A 17,252-nucleotide genomic window follows, 5' to 3' on the forward strand; every position below is an offset into this window, starting at 1 on the left:
TTTCCGGTTATTTGCCATCCTGCGCTTTCTTGGTTTTGGCAGCGTCAATTTTCTGGCCGAGTATTTTCAAGTGCTGCGCCATCTGGCCGGCGGTCTGGTAGCGCGCTTCTGTCTTTTTGGACATGGCCTTGTTGATGATCGCCACCAGCGGTTTGACGATTTTGGGGTTGATCTGCTGCGGGTCCGGGTGCGGCTCGTTTAAAATTTTGTGCATCAGTTCCGCCGGGCTGCTGCCCTTGAAGGGAACTTCACCCGTGAGCAGTTGAAACATCATGACGCCCAGGGAAAAAATGTCGCTGCGGCCGTCCACTTTTTTGCCGGTGATCTGTTCCGGCGACATGTAATAGGGAGTGCCCTTGATGATGCCGGTCTTGGTTTGAGACGAGGCCGTGATCCGGGCGATGCCGAAGTCGGTGATTTTGATCTTTTCGCCTTTAAGCAGCATGACGTTGGCCGGCTTAATGTCGCGATGAACGATTCCCTTCTGATGGGCATAGTCCAGGCCGTCGGCTATTTCGGCGATGTACTGGATCACCTTGCGCATGGGCAGCAGATTTTTTTTCTTGGTGTATTTATCCAGGTCTTCGCCTTCCAGGTACTCCATGGCGATGTAAGCCAGGTCATGCTCCTCTCCGGCATCGTAAATGGTTACGATGTTGGGGTGGGACAGGGTGCCGGCGCTTTCGGCTTCGCGGAAGAATTTGGCTTTCATCTGTTTAGCCTCTTCCTCGTCAAAATCTTCCGAGAACTTCACGGTCTTGATGGCCGTGGTCCGGTTGATCCGCGGATCCTGGCCGAGATAGACCGTGCCCATGGCTCCCTTGCCCAGCTGCTTGAGGATTTCATAACGTCCCAGGGTCGGCCGGACGCCCGCCGACGCGGTGGCGGCCAGGTTGTCTCCGCCGCCGCCGAAGTCGCCGCCGAAGACCATGGTTTCACTGGCGATGTTCAGCTTTTTCTTTTTTTCCGCCACGTCCTTGAACTTGCCGTCGTGGTCTTCGATGTAGCCGAATACCGCCGCCGCCTTGTTGAATTGCCTTTTGCGCTCGTAATCCAGGGCAAGGTTATAAAGGATATCCTTCATTTCGCTATCGACCGGTACTTTTCTGAATTTGTCGAAGGCCATGTCCAGCATTCCCTGGGACTGGAACGATATACCCAGCATGCGGTTGGTCTGGGCGGATTCGCCCTCGACCTTTTCCTTGCCGGTTTCGGCCATGAAATAACTAATCGTGACCACGCCGATATAGCCGATGACCAGCAGCAGGAGCGGATAGATTAACTGGACCCATATTCCCTGGATCAGGAAGAGGTAAGCGGATCCGCCGATCAGCAGGCACAGAACCCCAAAAAACGACGCGCCGGCAATGACGGCCTTGAGCCGGGGGAGGATTAGCGCCACAAACAGACCCAGTATCAGAACGGCGATCAGTTCGCTGACCATTGCCAGCGGCATTTCTTTGATAAACTGTCCGTTTAGAACGGACCAGATCACATTGGCGCTGAAATCACCGAAAGAAGTGTCCGGAGAGACCGGCGTGCTCAAGGTGTTGGCCAACCCCTTGGCCGAAAGAGACAGCAGGACGATTTTCCCTTTGAATATATTCAGGGGGATCTTATCGTTGATGACATCGAAGAAGGAGTAGTGCTTGAAGGCGTCCTCCCCGGCGCTGTAATTGATCAGCATTTCGGAATAGGCCGTGAGCGGGATAACCATGTCCTTTATTGCTAATGATGAGCCGATGTCGGCCGTAATATCGGCAGGCATGACTTTCAGGTACCTGGCGGCAATGACCAGGTAATAGGAGGGGATGTATAGGTCATTGAACTGATAAAAGAGCCGCTCCCGGCGATAGGTTCCATCCAGGTCCGGCGCGCTGTTGATGTGTCCCATGCCCGCGGCCGCCTGCCTGAATGCCGGGATCGGCAGGGTCGCCTCGCTGGCCCGGGGGCAGAGAATGCCGGCATCGGGCTGAGTGACGGTGATCGCTTGGGCGGCCAGAACCGGATCAATTTGCGTTTCACCGGCTCCGGGGATCAGGTCGTCTTTGAAGAAAACGGGCAGGGTAACATTTCCGGTGTTTTTCATGGACATGGCCAGAATCGTGTCCCGGTCCAGCCTGGCTCTGGCTTCCTGCATCGACCGGAGAAATTTTTCACGCGCCGGCCCGGCGGCGGGGTTGGCTTCAAGGAAAATCTGCTCCAGTCGGGCGATCTCCTGCAGGCCGGCATTTTCCTCGGGTTCGCTGTAGATAATATTCAGGCCGATAACGGCCGGACCGGCCGAGGCGATTTTGTCGATGCACTCGGCGATTCTTGTCCGCGGCCAGGGCCAGCGGCCCAGCTTTTCGATGGATTCGTCGTCAATGTCGATGATGGCGATACGGTCTATGGTGTCGGCCTGGCGGTTCAGCTTCATCCAGGCGTCGTAGAGCTTAAGCCCTAAAGCATCGAAGAATTCAACCCGGAAAAGGGTTAGAAACAGGAAGACAATGGTGACCGCCAGGCCGAAGAAAAGCGTTGGATGTCTCTTTATCAGGTTCATGCAGCCTGCCGGAAACGAAAACTACCTGCCAATATATTTTATTGTGAAATCCCCCTGCGGGTGAGTGTAAATACTTTTATGCTTTGATTATAGAGTCGCGGCCGGGTCGTGTCAACAGATAAGAATCCACAGAAATAGCGATAAGTTGTTGATCAGTTTCGGATTGTCGGCTATAGAGAATAGTCGCCTGTCAATCAAATGAGAGTGCTATCCATGGAAAAAAAGTTCCGACCGGAGTTGACGGTAATTCTGATTTTGATTGCCGTCACGCTGGCCACCTATCTACAGGCCATTACTTTCGAACTGGTTCATGCTGAAGATTATGTCATTTACAATGAACTGGGAACCCGGCTGAAAGCTTATGGCTTCCCGCTTATGGGAATTTTCCGGATGCCCAGCAACGCCGTTTACCTGGTTCCCATCCCCAATTTTGTGGCTTTTCTGGATATCTGGCTGTTCGGTGACCGGATCGGCATGCTGCATCTGATGAACGTGATCGCTCATGTCATGAATTCAGTACTGGTTTTTATGATCCTTAGACTGGCCTCGGGTTGTCTCTGGCAAAGCGCTTTTGTCGCGGCCCTGTTCGCGCTGCATCCGGTCAACACGGAAAACGTCGTTTCCTGGTGCCGGGGGCCAACGCTGATTGAGACTTTTTTCTTTCTGCTTACCGTCCTGTCTTATATCTATTACGCCCGAAAACCTTCGAAACTAAGATACGGACTGATCGTGCTTTTCATGGTCCTGGCGCTGCTGTCCAAGCCATCGATTGTTTTTTTGTTTTTCACCCTGTTGCTGTTTGATTTCTGGCCCATGAACCGACGGCGCTTTGGCAGGGATGAGTCGGTCGCACCCCGGTTTGCGCCCGCGGAACCCGTGAAACTGATTACGGAGAAAATGCCGCTGTTGATTGTCCCGGTCGTGTGGGTGGGAATTTTCGCCCTGGTTGTCCGTATGGGCCCTGATCTGCCGGTCAATATTCCCCGCCCGGACAATCAGTGGCATCTGCTCAATCTTCCGGTTTCCTACGTTCTGTATCTATGGAAAATGGTCTGCCCCTCAAGCCTGCCGCTGCATTTTCCGGACTCACCACTGGCCCGGTCGTACGTGATGCCTGCCTGGCAGATAGGCGGGGCAGCGGTCCTTCTTGCGTTGATAACCGCCGCGGTGATTCATCAGCGGAAAAGGCATCCCTTTCTGCTCACCGGATGGCTCTGGTTTGTCATCTGTCTGGGACCTTACGCGTTAATCAGCGTAAGCCAGCAGCGGCCGCTGGTTCCCCGATATTCCTATCTTCCCATGATCGGCCTATCCATTATTGCCGCCTGGGGCGGGGCGACGGTGTTAGGCAGGATGGGCGTCCGCAGGCTGACGGTCGGAGCCGCGGCTGTTATTGTCCTGGTCGTTCTGGCGGTGACGTCGTGGACGCAGGCCGGGCGATGGGCGGATAAAATCAGCTACTTCAAGCACGCGGTCGATGTTTTTCCCGGCTGCGAGCAGCGGCGCTCCAATCTGGGGGAAGTGCTTTACGAAAAGGGCCGGATTGATGAAGCCATTACGCAACTGGAGATGGCGTTGAAGATCAATCCCGATTTTTTTGTGGCGCACAACCACCTGGGCCTGGCCCTGATGCAACGGGGGGATCGCCAGGGGGCCCGGGACCATTTTGAAAAAGCCATCCGGGCCAATCCCGATTATCCTGAAGCCCATAACAATCTGGCCAACCTGATGGCGGATATGGGCGATACGGACGGGGCCGTTGCCCATTATAACCAGGCGCTTCGCATCGACCCGTCGCTGTTCCGGGCGCATAATAATCTGGCCACGGTTCTGCTGCAAAAGGGATTATATGACCAGGCAATTTTTCATTGGGAAACGGCCCTGTCGCTCAACCCCGGCTACCACACCGCCCGGGAAAATCTGATCCGGGCAAGACAAATAAAAGAGGCCGGGCCAAGGCGATGACGTCTTGGCCGTCATGGGTGCCCTTCGCGTCGCCTTGTTTTCTGCCAAATGAATTACCATGAGGCGTGGCGGCCAGCCGGAACTGCCCGACCGCTCAAGTTTAAAAGAATTTACAGGAATTTGATCCGTCCGGCCGTCAGGATGGCCATTTTCAGCAGCAACCAGCCGTGATGCCACCGGCTGATATTGGTGAAGCCGTACTTTCTGCGGCGGTAACGGACAGGCAGATCGGTGATTTTAAGATTGAGCCTGGCCGCGCTCAAGAGCAGGGCAAAATCACCGAAGGGGTCGACCAGGCTGAAATCGCCCGGATCGTTTTTCATGATTTCATAATCTTTTTTCCATAAGGCTTTGGTGCCGCAGAGCGTGTCCTTGACCGGCTGGCCGAGCAGCCAGGAGAACAGCAGGCTGAAGATTTTATTGGCTATCATATTGAGAAAACGCATGCTCTGATTTTCCATGGGATATACCAGCCGGACGCCGTTGATAAAATCGCCGGCGCCGGACACCAGGGCATCGACGAAACGGGACAGGTCTTCGGGCGGAACCGTCAGGTCGGCGTCCAGGATAATCAGGATATCCCCGGCGGCTTCCTGAAAACCGGCCTTTACGGCATCGGCTTTTCCCTTTCCCGGCTGTTTGATGAGACGACAATTGCTTTCAGGCAGTTCAGCGATGGCCTGACAGATGGTTTCGTGGGTTCCGTCGGTTGACCCGCCTTCCACAAAAATCAATTCGATCCTGTATCCCGGGATAACCGTCTGTTGCAGCAGATCATGGATGTTGCCGGCTTCGTTTCTGGCGGGAATGATGATGGAAACAAGCGGCGGGCAGGTATTACGGCCCGGGGGAGGGACCGGGCGGGCAATCATGAAATTGGTCAGCCCCAGCCAGTGGAACGGCGGCAAGTGGAGAAAAAAGCGATTCAACAGCGGTTCCAGCACGGGGCAGGGGGCCGGAAACAGGATGGCGTTGTGTGAACGAATCTGTTCGAATCCGGCCAGTCTCAGCAGGTTGGTCATGTCCGGGGGGGTCAGCCAGTTCTGTTCCATCAGATCAGCGGCCAAATGATATTTTCTGGCCAGGTTCAGGGGGATGCGCCACATGTTATTGAAAAAATTAATGATCAGGCGGGTCCCGGCATGGCTGAACGACGCTGCCCGGGCCAGGACGGACTGGACATCCCACAGATCATTGACCAGATCCGACAGGATGATGACGTCGAATTTGATCTTCAAGCCGATCTGGTGCGCATCGGCGCAGACAAAATCAAGATGGGGATATTTTTCCCGGGCTTTCGTAAGCATGCCGATGGAGAAGTCCACGCCGACCCCCCGCTCCGGATTCAGAGCGTTTAACAGATCGCCCTGACCGCAACCCAGTTCCAGCACGGTTAGACCCGGGGGAATCAGGGCGCGATAATAACGCGCCAGAAGATGATGGTAAAAGTGACCGGTGCGTTTTTCTCTGCTCGCGGTGGTCCGGCAGATGCCGTCCCAATGCCGGCGCCTTTGGGCCTGATAGACCTGTCGAGGGGAAGGATTTTCAGCCATGGCCTTTTAAAAAAACGGTAAAAGAATGGTTACCGCTATTAATTCTATATTATAAATAAAAATTTTTATATGATTAAAATATAAGCCGGAAGGTTGCAGCGTAAAGAAACATTTTTCGTTATTCCGGGATGATAAGAACGGGAAAAACTGAACAATCATGAATCGCCATCATGGTGCCCTTCGATCCGGGTTCCTTAAAAAAGCAGTCGCCGGTCTGGCCAGCGGCGGCCTTCTTGCCTGTTACGGGCTGATTTTTTCCGGGTTTTTCCCCATCGCCAGCGGCGGCCTGGGACATGACTTCGTGCTGGGCCTGCCGCAACTGCTGGCCGGCTACTTCTGGTTCAGGAACAACGGCCTTTCCTCGGTCCTCTGGTTCTCCCCGTTTATCTGCGGCGGTGTCCCGGCTTTTCCGCATCCCATCCATTTTTTTTATTCCGTGCCCCAATTTTTGAGTTTTGTCATCGACCCCTTTTCAGCCGTCATGCTGAACCTGCTCATATTCGCGGCAGCCGGTTTCTGGGGGCACTACCTGCTTGCCCGCCGGTTGTTTGCCGCCCATGCATCCACCTCTTTTTTCTGCGCCGCGGTGTTTCTTTTCAACGGATTTTATGCCTATCGATACGTTATCGGTCACTTTCTTTTTCATTCCTTCATGCTGATTCCCTGGTGCGTGCTGCTGCTGTCGGATCCTCGCCTGGATGAAGGCCGGGATCGGCTCCGGCGGAACCTGGCCGCCGGCACGGCCGTCGCGTTGCTGCTTAGCTATATGGTCTATTCCACTCTTCAAAACCTGATGCCGGCCGTGTTGTTGAGTATTGCCGCCGCCGGCCTGATTTGCGGCCTGGGGCTTGGCCGGCGTTTTTCGGTTCGGGCGTGGGCAGCGCGTTTTGCCTTTGCCGGCGTCCTGGCGCTGGGGATATCGGCGGCCAAGTTGAGCGCCGTTTACCATTTTTTACGCCATGTGCCCCGGACCGGCTATGCCCTGCCCCAGTTCACCGGATTGGCCGACCTTCTGATCGTTCTTGTCCAGTCGCTTTTCTTTTCACCGGCCTGGGAAAGGGCCAGGCAATCAATGATCAATATGCAGTTTGCATTGAAGCAGCATGAGTTCGAATTCGGGTTGACGCCCGTACCTCTGGTGATCCTCTGCGTCGGCGGGATTTCTCTGGTCTGGTCTTTGCGGGCAGGGGAGCGCAAGGATTTTGCCTGGATGCGGGGCAGAAAAAACCTGACGATACTTGCCGTGATCTTCCTGATGCTGTGCCTGCCGGTGATCCTGAACTACCATACCCCCGCCTGGAACCGTTTTTTAAAGACGCTTCCCATTATCGGCAGCAGCACCCAGTGTACCCGCTGGTTCTGTATGTATATCCCGGTCATTACCATTCTGACGGCCATCATCGCCGGAAACGTCTCCTGGCTGAAGAAATATCATAAAACGGTCGCCGTAACCGGCGTGGCCGGCGTTCTGCTCCTGAACCTGATCGCGGATAAATCTTACTACCGTCAGGAGACATATTCACCGCTGCCCATCATGGCCATGTATTACAATGTCAAACGGGGGCTGTGGGAACCGGTCATTACCGATATCGGCGTCTGTACCGATGAGACCGGCCGTCCCGGACTCCCCATTTTCCGGAACGACAGCCTTATCTTCGGTCAGTCCCAGATGCTGTGTTACGATTCCGCTTTTGGCTACCGGCTTGAGAACCTGCCGGTCAGGCAACTGTCTCCGGGGTCGGTGTTCAAGGAAACAGATGGCTTTTTGAATATTAAGAACCCCGCCTGCTATGTGTTCCCCGAAGAAAATGGCTGTCGACCCGGCGATCATTTCACGGTCGCGCAGAAAGATCAGGTTGTCGCCTTTACCCGTTACCGGCCTTACGACTTTAAAATGCCGCCCGCCCAGAAAATCGCCAACCGGTTGACCCTGGCCAGTCTTTTTATGGCTGTTCTTTTGCTGGTCTGGGGCGGCCTCGGCCGGCGGCCGGCTTGCCGGCGACAAAAAACTGGGTCCACAGCAGAAAATCCAACTTCGTGTTAAACAGCCTGGTGTTCAGCGCTGCCGCAAGACGCTGGGCAAACCGGGCGGATGTTTCGGCCAGGCCCGGCAGGTAAAGGCCGGACTTGTGAATTTCCAGCACGGTAAAACCGATGCGGGCGAGACTTTCGTTCAGCCGGCGCGAGGTCATGAGGTTGATGTGACCCGTCGGCAGCACCGGTTCGCGATAAATTTTTCTTACCAGAGAGATGACCGGCCGGCGCAGGAGGATGCCGGCCGTTATTTCCAGAAGGCTGAACGGCTGAGGGGTGGAAAGCAGAAGGATGCCGCCCGGCTTCAGAACACGGTATATCTCTTTCAGGCAAACCAGACCGCTGTCGATATGCTCCAGCACCTCGGCGCAGACGACAAGGTCGGCGACATTATCGCGAATCGGCAGGAAACGGGCGTCGCCGGCCAGCCACTGCATGGCCTTGTTTTCTTTGAACCCGGTTTTGACCTGTTTGAGAAATTCCGTCTCAAGATCCAGGGCGATGACCGATTCAAAATGCCGGGAAAGCGCCGGCAGCAGGATACCGCAGCCGGTTCCGATATCAATGACCGGCCCTTTGGCGCCGGGCGGAAAATAGCGGCCGGCTGTATCGATCAGCCATTGCAGCCGGCTCGTGTGCAGCCATTTCCGGGTGGGGTTGCGGGAGGTGTAGAGCCCGCGCTGAAGCCGCAGGGCGTCATTGATACCGTCAGTAGCGCTATTCAGCCTTGTTTTTTTCATCGGGCGCTTTTATTTCACGGATGACAAACAGCGGCCTGTTTTTGACTTCCAGGAACAGATGGCCGATGTATTCACTGATAACACCGATCGAAATGAGCTGGATGCCGCCCAGAAAAAGGATCAGCATGACCATGGAGGCATATCCGGGCACCCGGCCGCCGAAGACAATGGTATAGACAAAAACGTAAACGCCGTAGCAGAAACCGATGGCGGCGGCGCTGATGCCGGCCAGGGTCCATATCCGTAAAGGCAGGCGGCTGTAAGACGTGATGGCGTCAATGGCAAAGGCGGTCAGCTGCATATAACTCCACTTGGATTTTCCCCCTTTGCGTTTTTCCCGTGTATATTCCACAAAGCCTCTGCGAAAGCCGATCCAGTTGATCAGCCCTTTGAAGTAGCGGGTCCGCTCGGTGAACTGCAGGATGACGTCAACGGCACGCCGGTCCAGCAGGCAGAGATCGCCGCTGTCCGGCGGCAGATCGCAGTCGGATATCGTCTGGATGAGTTTGTAGAAAATTTTGGCGGCCAGCCGTCGTATCCAGTTCTCGCCCCTTCGGCGCCTGCGGATACCGATGACGATGTCATGGCCCTGCCGCCATTTTTGCAGCAGGCCGGGGATGATGGCCGGGGGATCCTGAAGGTCGGCATCGATTACCACCACGGCCTTGCCGGCGGCCCTGCCGATGCCGGCAAACACGGCGATATCTTTACCGAATCTTCTGGACAGGGAGATCAGGGTGAGGTCGGGACGGTTGCGGCTGATATCCAGGAGAATATCCCAGCTGTTATCGGTGCTGCCGTCATCGACGAAAATATATTCGTGGCGGATGTCCTCTGCCGCCAGGGCCTGATCCAGAGCCGGCAGGCAGTCCCGGAGGATATCGGCTTCATTGTAAACCGGTATGACGATAGAAATCGTGGTGTTGTCAGCGTCTGTTGTCATGAGCGGTGCTGTTGATTGATGACGGTATCCTGCCGGAAACAGGATGCATTCGGTTAAGGCAGATGTATCATATATTTTTAATGCCGGCAAACCTTCACTCATGCAGCGTATAACACCGGCCGATGTCGTCAAGGCTGCGGGCCTTCAAATAATCGGCAATGGCCCGATCATAGACAGCCGTGTGCTCAAAGGCCTTTTGGGCCAGACCAAAGCGCGTCTTCAGGGATATTTTTCCGCCGGTGGCTTTCAATTCATCCAGGATGGTCGGGTAATCGGACGGGTTGACTACCGGTGCCACGCGGATAAAATTTTTGGCGGCTGCCCGCAGCATACATGGCCCGCCGATGTCAATATTCCCCCGGGCCTGCTCCGGGGTAACGTCGGGCCGGGCGACGGTCCGGGTAAAGGGGTAGAGATTGACCACCACCATATCGATGCGAATCGCGCCGGTTCTTGACAAATCGGCCTGGTGAGCGTTGTTGTAGGTTTCGGTCAGAATCCCAAGATATATTTTAAAATCAAGGGTTTTTACCAGACCTCCCTGGGTTTCGGGCTGTCCTGTATAATCGGCGACCTGGGTGAGCCTTGATCCGGCTCTGTCGCCCAGCGCCTTTTGAATCGCCGAGAAGGTTCCCCCGGTGGAAAGCAAATGAACTTCCGGAATAATATTGATAAGATCTTTGACAAAAGCGTCCAGACCGTCCTTGTCTGAAACACTGATCAGCAGATTGCGGATGGGAATCAGGCCGTCAATCTCTTTTACGGTGTTAATGCTCATGGCAACTTACCTCCAGAAATAATTGATTTTATTGTTAAATTATTTATGCCGTGCAGCCGACAGCAGAGGCAAAATAAGCGGCGAAGCGATCTCTAAATCCGCTATTGATTTTTGGGCCAGTTTGTACTCTTCAGCAGGACAATGTCAAATATTTTAGGACAAAGTTATGCTTTTTTATGCGTCTTTTTTTATTGGAATGGAACTTTTCAGAGCCGCTGGCATAAGTTGCACACAGACAAGATTAATGTTTTTTTGTTATGATTCAAAGTGTTATTTTTTTTTATCCAAGAAATATGAAGTTTCGTCTTCTTTTGGCCCGGATATTGCTTTTTAAAAGGCAAAAGTGATATTTGAAAAATAAGATTGTTTTTGACGAAGTCTGAAAGATGTGGTTACCCCCCCCTCCCCCTAAACCACTCAGGCTTCAAGTTGTACGGTGCGTCTGAATCGCTCGCCAGCATCTCCCCAGGTGCTACCGGCACCCCCCCCTCCTCCAGCCGGGTGAGTTAGGCAGACCACCTACATAATAAAAGCTGTTGCGTACCCCCCTGTGCGCAACAGCTTTTTATTTTTTCCCTTCATATTCGGCCAGGAACCGACTGAAAAACAGCTCCATGAATTCATGCCGCTGCCGCGCCATTTCCCGGCCGGCCGCGGTCAGCATCCTGTCCTTTATCCAGCGCAGTTTGACCAGATACTCCCGGTAGCCGGTATCGTTTACCGAATATGACGGGGCCAGGGTAACGTCGATTTCCGGGTTGTGCAGGCAGGCCCCCAGCTCTCCGGCAAAAAGGTATGCCCTGGCGATACCGATGGCCCCGATGGCATCCAGCTTATCAGCATCGAATACTACCCTGGCCTCCAGCGTCTCCGGCTCAGGCGGTTTCCGGAAGCGATGGGCCGCGATGCAGTGAACGATGTTTTTTATCTGGTTTGCTGAAAAGTCAAATTGCTCCAGGATAGCGACCGCCAGATCCGCCCCCTTTTGCGCGTGGCAGAGGGCGCCGCCGGCATTGTCCTGATGGCATCGGCCGATATCATGCAGCAAGGCCCCGGTCACCGCCACGGCCATATCCGCTCCTTCGAGCGCGCCGATGGTTCTGGTCAGATCGACCACACGCCGGGTATGCTCCCAGTCATGACTGCCCTGGGCGGCCAGGAAAAATTGTTTTACAATTTCCGTAATAGCGGATTCATGGTTTGGCATCGTTTATTTATGACCGATAAAAAAACACCGTTTCAAGCTATCGGTACGCGGTAGTAAACAGAGGCATTTTTTTTAACTGCATCAAGGCGGTTGCCGGCAATCAGTTCCTTTACTGTCCGGCGGATTTTTTCTATCGGCGTCGCCAGGCCCGCTGCCATGTCTTCCAGGGTGACCGGTCTTCTGGCCGCCATTTCAAGAATGGCCGGTGCGATATCTCCGGCCTGGTCGCCTGCCCGGGCGGAAAAGACCGTGTCCCGTTGCCGGCTGACCCCCAGCGCCTGGTAAAAAAAGTCGACCGTTTCCTCGCTGACCTGCCTTACGGAGGAGTCCGCCGGCGGCCGGACGGCGGTGTTGATATAAACATCCGTCGGCGCGATCCGGTCCACCAGCGGCTTGAATCCGGCGGCATCTTCCGGAGCGGCGTTGATACCGTCCATGATGAATATTTCCAGCCACAGCCGGCCGGGAAAGGCGCGGGAAAAGTCGACCAACCCTTCGACCATCCGGTCAAACCCGATGGTTTTGTGCGGCCGGTTGATCTTTTCAAACAGGGCCGCGTTATACGCGTCAAGTGACGGCACCACAATATCGGCCGCCATCAGGGCGTCACGGACATCCTCATCAGACAAAAGGGAACCGTTGGTCAATACCGCCACCGGCAGGGGGGTTGCCTCTTTTATGCCCCGGATAACCTTGCCGATGTCACTGTTCAAGGTCGGTTCTCCCGACCCGGCGATGGTAAGGCAGTCTGCCGTAACCCCGCCGGCCAGTACCTTTTTTACCTGTGTCAGGACGTCGGCCGCGTTTCGAAAAGGCCGTCTCCTGATCGTGGCGGCGGCCGTTCTGCCGAGCTGGCAGTAGATGCAGTCATAGGAGCAGATTTTGGCCGGGAGCAGATCGATGCCCAGGGAACGCCCCAGGCGCCGTGACGGCACCGGACCATATATGCAGTTTTCCTTTTCGGGTGTCATTTTTTAAAGAAGGCCTTTATTGAAGTGCCGATTGATGCGCTTCATCAATTCGGGCGAGCAGGTAGGTCACCATGGCGTTGTCATCTTCCTGGACGTCAAAACAATACCCGTCTTCTCCCAGCAGGCCGCCGGGGATGAGGTCCCCCATTTCTTCCGGATCAGTGATCATTTCTCCGTAAAAACAGACGGACAGCCAGCGGTTTTGCGGGTCATCGTCGATGACATCCACCATGACAAACAGCTCCCGGCCCTGGCCGGGAGTGGCGGCTCGCAGGGAATAACTGACGCCTGGCCGGGCCTTGAATGCCAGCCGTACCGGGTCCTTGGATTCCAGATGGTCCCGCAGGCGGAGAAAAACACGGCGCACACCGGACGTCGGCTCCTGCCAGGAGTCGATCAGTTCGGCCAGGTTTTCTTTCTCATCATCTTTCATGGATGTCGTGCCCGTCGTTTTACTTTTTCGATTCAGGTCAAAGTTGTGTCAATGCTTTATACCATCTGCATATATCAACATACGCCGGCGCGTCAAGGGCTTCCGCCCGGCTTTCCGGATCGATTCCGGCCTGTTCCAGTATCTGATCCCATAGTGCCGGAGGCGCTCCGGATTTCCCGGACGCGAGGGCGTTTTTGATGGTTTTCCGACGTTTGGCAAAGGCGGTTTTGATAATTTCAAAAAGTAGCTCGTCGTCGCAGGAAACCGTTTCGGAAGAGGGTTTAAATAGAATACCGACCACGGCCGACGCAATCGCGGGCCTGGGGTAAAAGAGCTCTTTCCGAACCCGCATCAGCGGTCTGACCTCGGCGCAGTAGCGCAGCATGGCCGACAGACGGCCATAATCCCTGCTTCCCGGTGGGGCGGCGATGCGGTCGGCCAGTTCCTGCTGGAACATCAGCACGGCCCGGTCAATCAGCCGGCGTTTTTCAATCAGGCGAACCAGTATCTGGGAGGAGATATAATAAGGAAGGTTTCCCATGACAACCAGTTTGCTACCCGCCTTTTCAAAGAATTCGGCCAGATCCACATCCATGAAGTTGCGGTTGACGATGGTTACGTTGCCAATATCTTTTTCCCGGATGGTTTCCGTCAGCACATCCATCAGCCGGCTGTCGGTTTCGACGGCGTACACTCTGGAGGCGGCCCGGGCGGCGTGAACGGTCAGCGCGCCTGTACCGGCGCCGATCTCCACGACCGTGTCCGCCGGTCCGATTCGTCCATGCCGGACAATAGCTTCCGCGGCCTGGGGATCACAGAGGAAATTCTGGCCCAGACTTTTTTTCGGGCGGACATCATGGGCGGTCAGCAGTGCCTTGGTAGATGACATAGCGGGCTCATTTTTTAGGTTGAAATTTTTGTATATATGCATATCATGTCCCCAGCCTGTTTTCAACGATCGTAAAAGAGGCGAGCCGGCATAACCTTCACCGCTAATGATCTCCAGGGTTTCGTCCGGAATGTCCTCAGGAACGCGGGCAGGGGGCTTGATTTAATTGACGGGTCGTGTTAAGAGAAATCGCTTAATGTGTCGCTGGGGGGAAACGTTGGCAATTGAAATGTCGGCTCGATTTGTCCTTAACCATTACCACAGGGGGGCGTGATGGTCGTGTTTATGTCTGCGGGGGAGATTATCAGGCGATGGGGGGTCGCCATAACGCTATGCTTTCTGCTGCTTTTGGCAATGCCGGTCGCCGGGTTTTCACCCGCCCGGGCCGATACTGGCGCGGGCATGATACTCACGGCCATAACCGCCGCCTGCCGGCCAAGGATCAAAGCGGCGGACGCGGCTCCATCCGCTGACTCCGTTTTTACCAATGATCTGGGGATGACGTTTGTATATATCCCGCCGGGCAAGTTCATTATGGGAAGCGCGGAGAACGAACCGGGCAGGGATAACGATGAGAAGCAGCATAAGACGACGCTGACCAGGGGGTTTTACATTCAGACCACCGAGGTGACTCAGGCGCAGTGGACGGCGATCATGGGGAAAAATCCGTCCCATTTCCTGTCGTGCGGGGGAAACTGCCCGGTGGAGCAGGTCTCCTGGAATGACGTTCAGGAGTTCATCAAGAAGCTCAATCAAACGGGTAAACGGATTTATCGGCTTCCCACGGAAGCCGAGTGGGAGTATGCCTGCCGAGCGGGCACAACCGGTCCGTTCAACACCGGCGATTGCCTGTCCACGGATCAGGCCAATTATGACGGCAAGTTTTTTCAGCAGGGATGTTCCGCGGGCGTGACAAGAAACTCGCTTGTCGCGGTCAAAAGCTTCGCGCCCAATGCCTGGGGGCTTTACGATATGCATGGTAATGTCTGGGAGTGGTGCGCGGACTGGTCCGGGGAGTACTCTTCTTTCATGGTGGTCGATCCCGTCGGCCCTTCCGCCGGTCAGGCCCGTATTTTCCGCGGCGGCGGTTGGAGCAGCGGGGCCCGGGGCTGTCGTTCGGCGGAACGGAACTGGCGCGGTCCTGATTTTAAAAGCAGCATCATCGGGTTCCGTCTGGTTGTCAGTCAATAACCCTTTTATTTCATGGCTTTTCTCCCGGCAGCATCCACCATCCGGCCAATACGATTTAACACTTGACATTGGCGGCCGGAATGATTTAGCATTCATTTTTTCGAACGATTGTTCAGTAATTTTTTCCCTTGAAATACAAGGCATTAAAAGGACACATTCAAAACAATCAGAAGGAGGATCATCATGGCGCAGCAACTGGCGGACAGACGGGACATGGACTTTGTCATGTGGGAGCAGCTTGACGGCGAAGCGTTTCTGAAAAAGTTCGGGTTCAAGGAGTTCAATAAAAAGACCTGTGAAATGGTCTTGAACGAGGCCCGTGCCCTGGCCATCAAGGAGATCCTGCCCTCCTTGAGCGAAAGCGACAGCGAAGGGCTGAAGTTCGACGCCGGCACCGTCACCGTTCCGGAATCCTTCCACCGTCTCCGGCAGTTGCTGCTCGAGGGCGACTGGCAGAGTCTGATGGTGGAGGAGGAGATGGGCGGTCAGGGTGCCCCGGGCTTTCTGGCGGCCGCGGTAAGCGAATTGTTCATGGCCGCCAACTGGCCCCTCTACACCTATGTCACCCTGGGCGCCAGCACCGCCGGCATGATCCATCGCCACGGCACCGAGGAACAGAAAAAACTGTACGTGGACAAACTGATCTCCGGCGAATGGGGCGGTACCATGGCCCTGACCGAACCTAACGCCGGCACGGACGTGGGCGCCCTGGAGACCTCGGCCGTGAAGAACCCCGACGGCACCTATTCGTTGACCGGCAACAAGATCTTCATCACCAACGCCGAGCACAACCTGACCGAGAACATCATCAACCCGGTGCTGGCCCGCATCGAAGGCCATGAGCCCGGCACCAAGGGCATTTCCATTTTCATCGTGCCCAAGTACCTGGTCAATCCCGACGGCAGCCTGGGCGCGCGCAACGACATCGTCTGCACCGGCATCGAGGAGAAGCAGGGCATTCACGCCAGCGCCACCTGCAGCCTCAGCATGGGCTCCAAGGGCAAATGCATCGGCTTCCTGCTGGGCAAGGAAAAGCAGGGCATGCGCATCATGTTCGAGATGATGAACGAAGCCCGCATGGCCACCGGCCTGCAGGCCTTTGCCTATGCCACCGCCGCTCACATGATCGCCGTCAACTACGCCCGGCAGCGGATCCAGAGCAAGGAGATCACCAGTTTCCGGGATCCCAACGCGCCGTCGGTGGCCATCATCAAGCATCCGGACGTGCGCCGCAACCTGCTGTGGATGAAATCCATGGTGGACGGCATGCGCAGCTTCTTCTACTACACCAGCCTGGTCGGCCAGATGTCCCACATGTCCACCGATCCCAAGGAAAAGGAGTTCAACTCCGACATGTTCGAGCTGCTCACCCCGCTGATCAAGGAGTACCTCTCCCTGCGGGGATTTGAAGTATGCGTCCAGGCCATGCAGGTGCTGGGCGGCTCCGGCTACATCAAGGAATACCTGGTGGAACAGTACATGCGCGACTGCAAGATCACCTCCATCTATGAAGGCTGCAGCGGGGTTCACGCCATGGACCTGCTGGGCCGCAAGATGACCATGAAACAGGGCCAGCTTTTCTCAAACTTCCTGGCCGAGGTCAACAAGACCATCGCCGCGGCCAAACAGGTCGAGGCCACCAAAGACATGGCCGGGCAGCTGGAAAAACTGGCCAAGCGGCTGGGCGAGGCGGCCATGCACCTGGGCGTCACGGCCATGGGCGGAAAAATCAAGGAAGCCTTTGCCCACTCCCTGCCGTTCCTCCATGCCATGGGCGATACCATCATGGGTTGGATGCTGCTGTGGAGGGCCATGGCCGCCGCGCCGAAGATCGCCGGAGCCAAGAAGTCCGATGTCGATTTTTACAACGGCCAGGTCAAGACGGCCGAGTTCTTCCTCAACACCGTCGTCTACCAGACCCTGGGCAGCCTGGATTCGGTCATGGCCACCTGCCCGGCCGCCATCGAGATTACCGATGACGGGTTCGGCGGGTTATAAACCGG

13 protein-coding genes are annotated in these 17,252 nt (G+C 55.5%); 4 read left to right on the forward strand and 9 right to left on the reverse strand.

The window, feature by feature from the left end:
• Nucleotides 1-7: 7 nt before the first annotated feature.
• Nucleotides 8-2,545 carry a serine/threonine-protein kinase gene (locus AB1724_01920; GenBank protein MEW6076548.1) on the reverse strand — a complete coding sequence of 846 codons (2,538 nt, stop codon included), beginning with the start codon at nucleotides 2,543-2,545 and terminating at the stop codon, nucleotides 8-10.
• Between the two features lie 213 nt (nucleotides 2,546-2,758).
• Here AB1724_01920 and AB1724_01925 point away from each other — a divergent pair, with 213 nt between their 5' ends.
• Complete coding sequence (locus AB1724_01925) at nucleotides 2,759-4,510, forward strand: tetratricopeptide repeat protein (protein MEW6076549.1); 1,752 nt, start codon at nucleotides 2,759-2,761, stop codon at nucleotides 4,508-4,510.
• Nucleotides 4,511-4,620: 110 nt separating this feature from the next.
• Here the strand turns inward: AB1724_01925 and AB1724_01930 are convergent, their stop codons facing one another.
• Nucleotides 4,621-6,063: a glycosyltransferase gene (locus AB1724_01930; GenBank protein ID MEW6076550.1), complete on the reverse strand. Its 1,443-nt coding sequence runs from the start codon at nucleotides 6,061-6,063 to the stop codon at nucleotides 4,621-4,623.
• Nucleotides 6,064-6,220: 157 nt separating this feature from the next.
• Here AB1724_01930 and AB1724_01935 point away from each other — a divergent pair, with 157 nt between their 5' ends.
• Entirely contained in the window at nucleotides 6,221-8,107 is a 1,887-nt protein-coding gene (locus tag AB1724_01935) for a hypothetical protein (protein ID MEW6076551.1), read from the forward strand.
• Here AB1724_01935 and AB1724_01940 read toward each other — a convergent pair.
• The 7 genes from AB1724_01940 to rsmA all read right to left on the reverse strand — a co-directional run bounded on the left by AB1724_01940 (nucleotide 8,007) and on the right by rsmA (nucleotide 14,058).
• The gene (locus AB1724_01940; GenBank protein MEW6076552.1) at nucleotides 8,007-8,837 is read right to left on the reverse strand and encodes a class I SAM-dependent methyltransferase; all 831 of its coding nucleotides are present in this window, start codon (nucleotides 8,835-8,837) and stop codon (nucleotides 8,007-8,009) included. The two genes, AB1724_01935 and AB1724_01940, sit on opposite strands and share 101 nt — an antisense overlap.
• Nucleotides 8,815-9,780, reverse strand: coding sequence for a glycosyltransferase family 2 protein (locus tag AB1724_01945; GenBank protein ID MEW6076553.1), 966 nt, complete (start codon nucleotides 9,778-9,780; stop codon nucleotides 8,815-8,817). The genes AB1724_01940 and AB1724_01945 overlap by 23 nt, the downstream gene beginning before the upstream one ends.
• Before the next feature lie 94 nt (nucleotides 9,781-9,874).
• Nucleotides 9,875-10,558, reverse strand: a complete 684-nt coding sequence (locus tag AB1724_01950) for a hypothetical protein (protein MEW6076554.1) — start codon at nucleotides 10,556-10,558, stop codon at nucleotides 9,875-9,877.
• Between the two features lie 565 nt (nucleotides 10,559-11,123).
• Nucleotides 11,124-11,765 carry an HD domain-containing protein gene (locus AB1724_01955; protein MEW6076555.1) on the reverse strand — a complete coding sequence of 214 codons (642 nt, stop codon included), beginning with the start codon at nucleotides 11,763-11,765 and terminating at the stop codon, nucleotides 11,124-11,126.
• A 32-nt stretch (nucleotides 11,766-11,797) separates the two neighbouring features.
• Nucleotides 11,798-12,736 carry a radical SAM protein gene (locus AB1724_01960; GenBank protein ID MEW6076556.1) on the reverse strand — a complete coding sequence of 313 codons (939 nt, stop codon included), beginning with the start codon at nucleotides 12,734-12,736 and terminating at the stop codon, nucleotides 11,798-11,800.
• Between the two features lie 16 nt (nucleotides 12,737-12,752).
• Complete coding sequence (locus tag AB1724_01965) at nucleotides 12,753-13,169, reverse strand: hypothetical protein (GenBank protein MEW6076557.1); 417 nt, start codon at nucleotides 13,167-13,169, stop codon at nucleotides 12,753-12,755.
• Between the two features lie 37 nt (nucleotides 13,170-13,206).
• Nucleotides 13,207-14,058, reverse strand: a complete 852-nt coding sequence (rsmA, locus tag AB1724_01970) for a 16S rRNA (adenine(1518)-N(6)/adenine(1519)-N(6))-dimethyltransferase RsmA (protein MEW6076558.1) — start codon at nucleotides 14,056-14,058, stop codon at nucleotides 13,207-13,209.
• Nucleotides 14,059-14,331: 273 nt separating this feature from the next.
• On the opposite strand from rsmA, the gene AB1724_01975 reads away from it, so the two are divergent.
• Together AB1724_01975 and AB1724_01980 are read left to right on the forward strand one after the other, a co-directional pair.
• Nucleotides 14,332-15,249, forward strand: a complete 918-nt coding sequence (locus tag AB1724_01975; GenBank protein MEW6076559.1) for a formylglycine-generating enzyme family protein — start codon at nucleotides 14,332-14,334, stop codon at nucleotides 15,247-15,249.
• Between the two features lie 183 nt (nucleotides 15,250-15,432).
• Nucleotides 15,433-17,247 carry an acyl-CoA dehydrogenase C-terminal domain-containing protein gene (locus tag AB1724_01980; GenBank protein ID MEW6076560.1) on the forward strand — a complete coding sequence of 605 codons (1,815 nt, stop codon included), beginning with the start codon at nucleotides 15,433-15,435 and terminating at the stop codon, nucleotides 17,245-17,247.
• The last annotated feature ends 5 nt before the right edge of the window (nucleotides 17,248-17,252 follow it).

Source organism: Thermodesulfobacteriota bacterium (assembly GCA_040753795.1).
Taxonomy (GTDB): domain Bacteria; phylum Desulfobacterota; class Desulfobacteria; order Desulfobacterales; family Desulfosudaceae; genus JBFMDX01.

Bases quoted from the DNA above. Each gene is read 5' to 3' on its own strand.
- AB1724_01945 (MEW6076553.1), bottom strand. From the start codon at position 9,780: ATGACAACAGACGCTGACAACACCACGATTTCTATCGTCATACCGGTT.
- AB1724_01950 (MEW6076554.1), bottom strand. From the start codon at position 10,558: ATGAGCATTAACACCGTAAAAGAGATTGACGGCCTGATTCCCATCCGC.
- AB1724_01965 (MEW6076557.1), bottom strand. From the start codon at position 13,169: ATGAAAGATGATGAGAAAGAAAACCTGGCCGAACTGATCGACTCCTGG.
- AB1724_01940 (MEW6076552.1), bottom strand. From the start codon at position 8,837: ATGAAAAAAACAAGGCTGAATAGCGCTACTGACGGTATCAATGACGCC.
- AB1724_01920 (MEW6076548.1), bottom strand. From the start codon at position 2,545: ATGAACCTGATAAAGAGACATCCAACGCTTTTCTTCGGCCTGGCGGTC.
- rsmA (MEW6076558.1), bottom strand. From the start codon at position 14,058: ATGTCATCTACCAAGGCACTGCTGACCGCCCATGATGTCCGCCCGAAA.
- AB1724_01960 (MEW6076556.1), bottom strand. From the start codon at position 12,736: ATGACACCCGAAAAGGAAAACTGCATATATGGTCCGGTGCCGTCACGG.
- AB1724_01955 (MEW6076555.1), bottom strand. From the start codon at position 11,765: ATGCCAAACCATGAATCCGCTATTACGGAAATTGTAAAACAATTTTTC.
- AB1724_01975 (MEW6076559.1), top strand. From the start codon at position 14,332: ATGGTCGTGTTTATGTCTGCGGGGGAGATTATCAGGCGATGGGGGGTC.
- AB1724_01925 (MEW6076549.1), top strand. From the start codon at position 2,759: ATGGAAAAAAAGTTCCGACCGGAGTTGACGGTAATTCTGATTTTGATT.
- AB1724_01930 (MEW6076550.1), bottom strand. From the start codon at position 6,063: ATGGCTGAAAATCCTTCCCCTCGACAGGTCTATCAGGCCCAAAGGCGC.
- AB1724_01935 (MEW6076551.1), top strand. From the start codon at position 6,221: ATGAATCGCCATCATGGTGCCCTTCGATCCGGGTTCCTTAAAAAAGCA.
- AB1724_01980 (MEW6076560.1), top strand. From the start codon at position 15,433: ATGGCGCAGCAACTGGCGGACAGACGGGACATGGACTTTGTCATGTGG.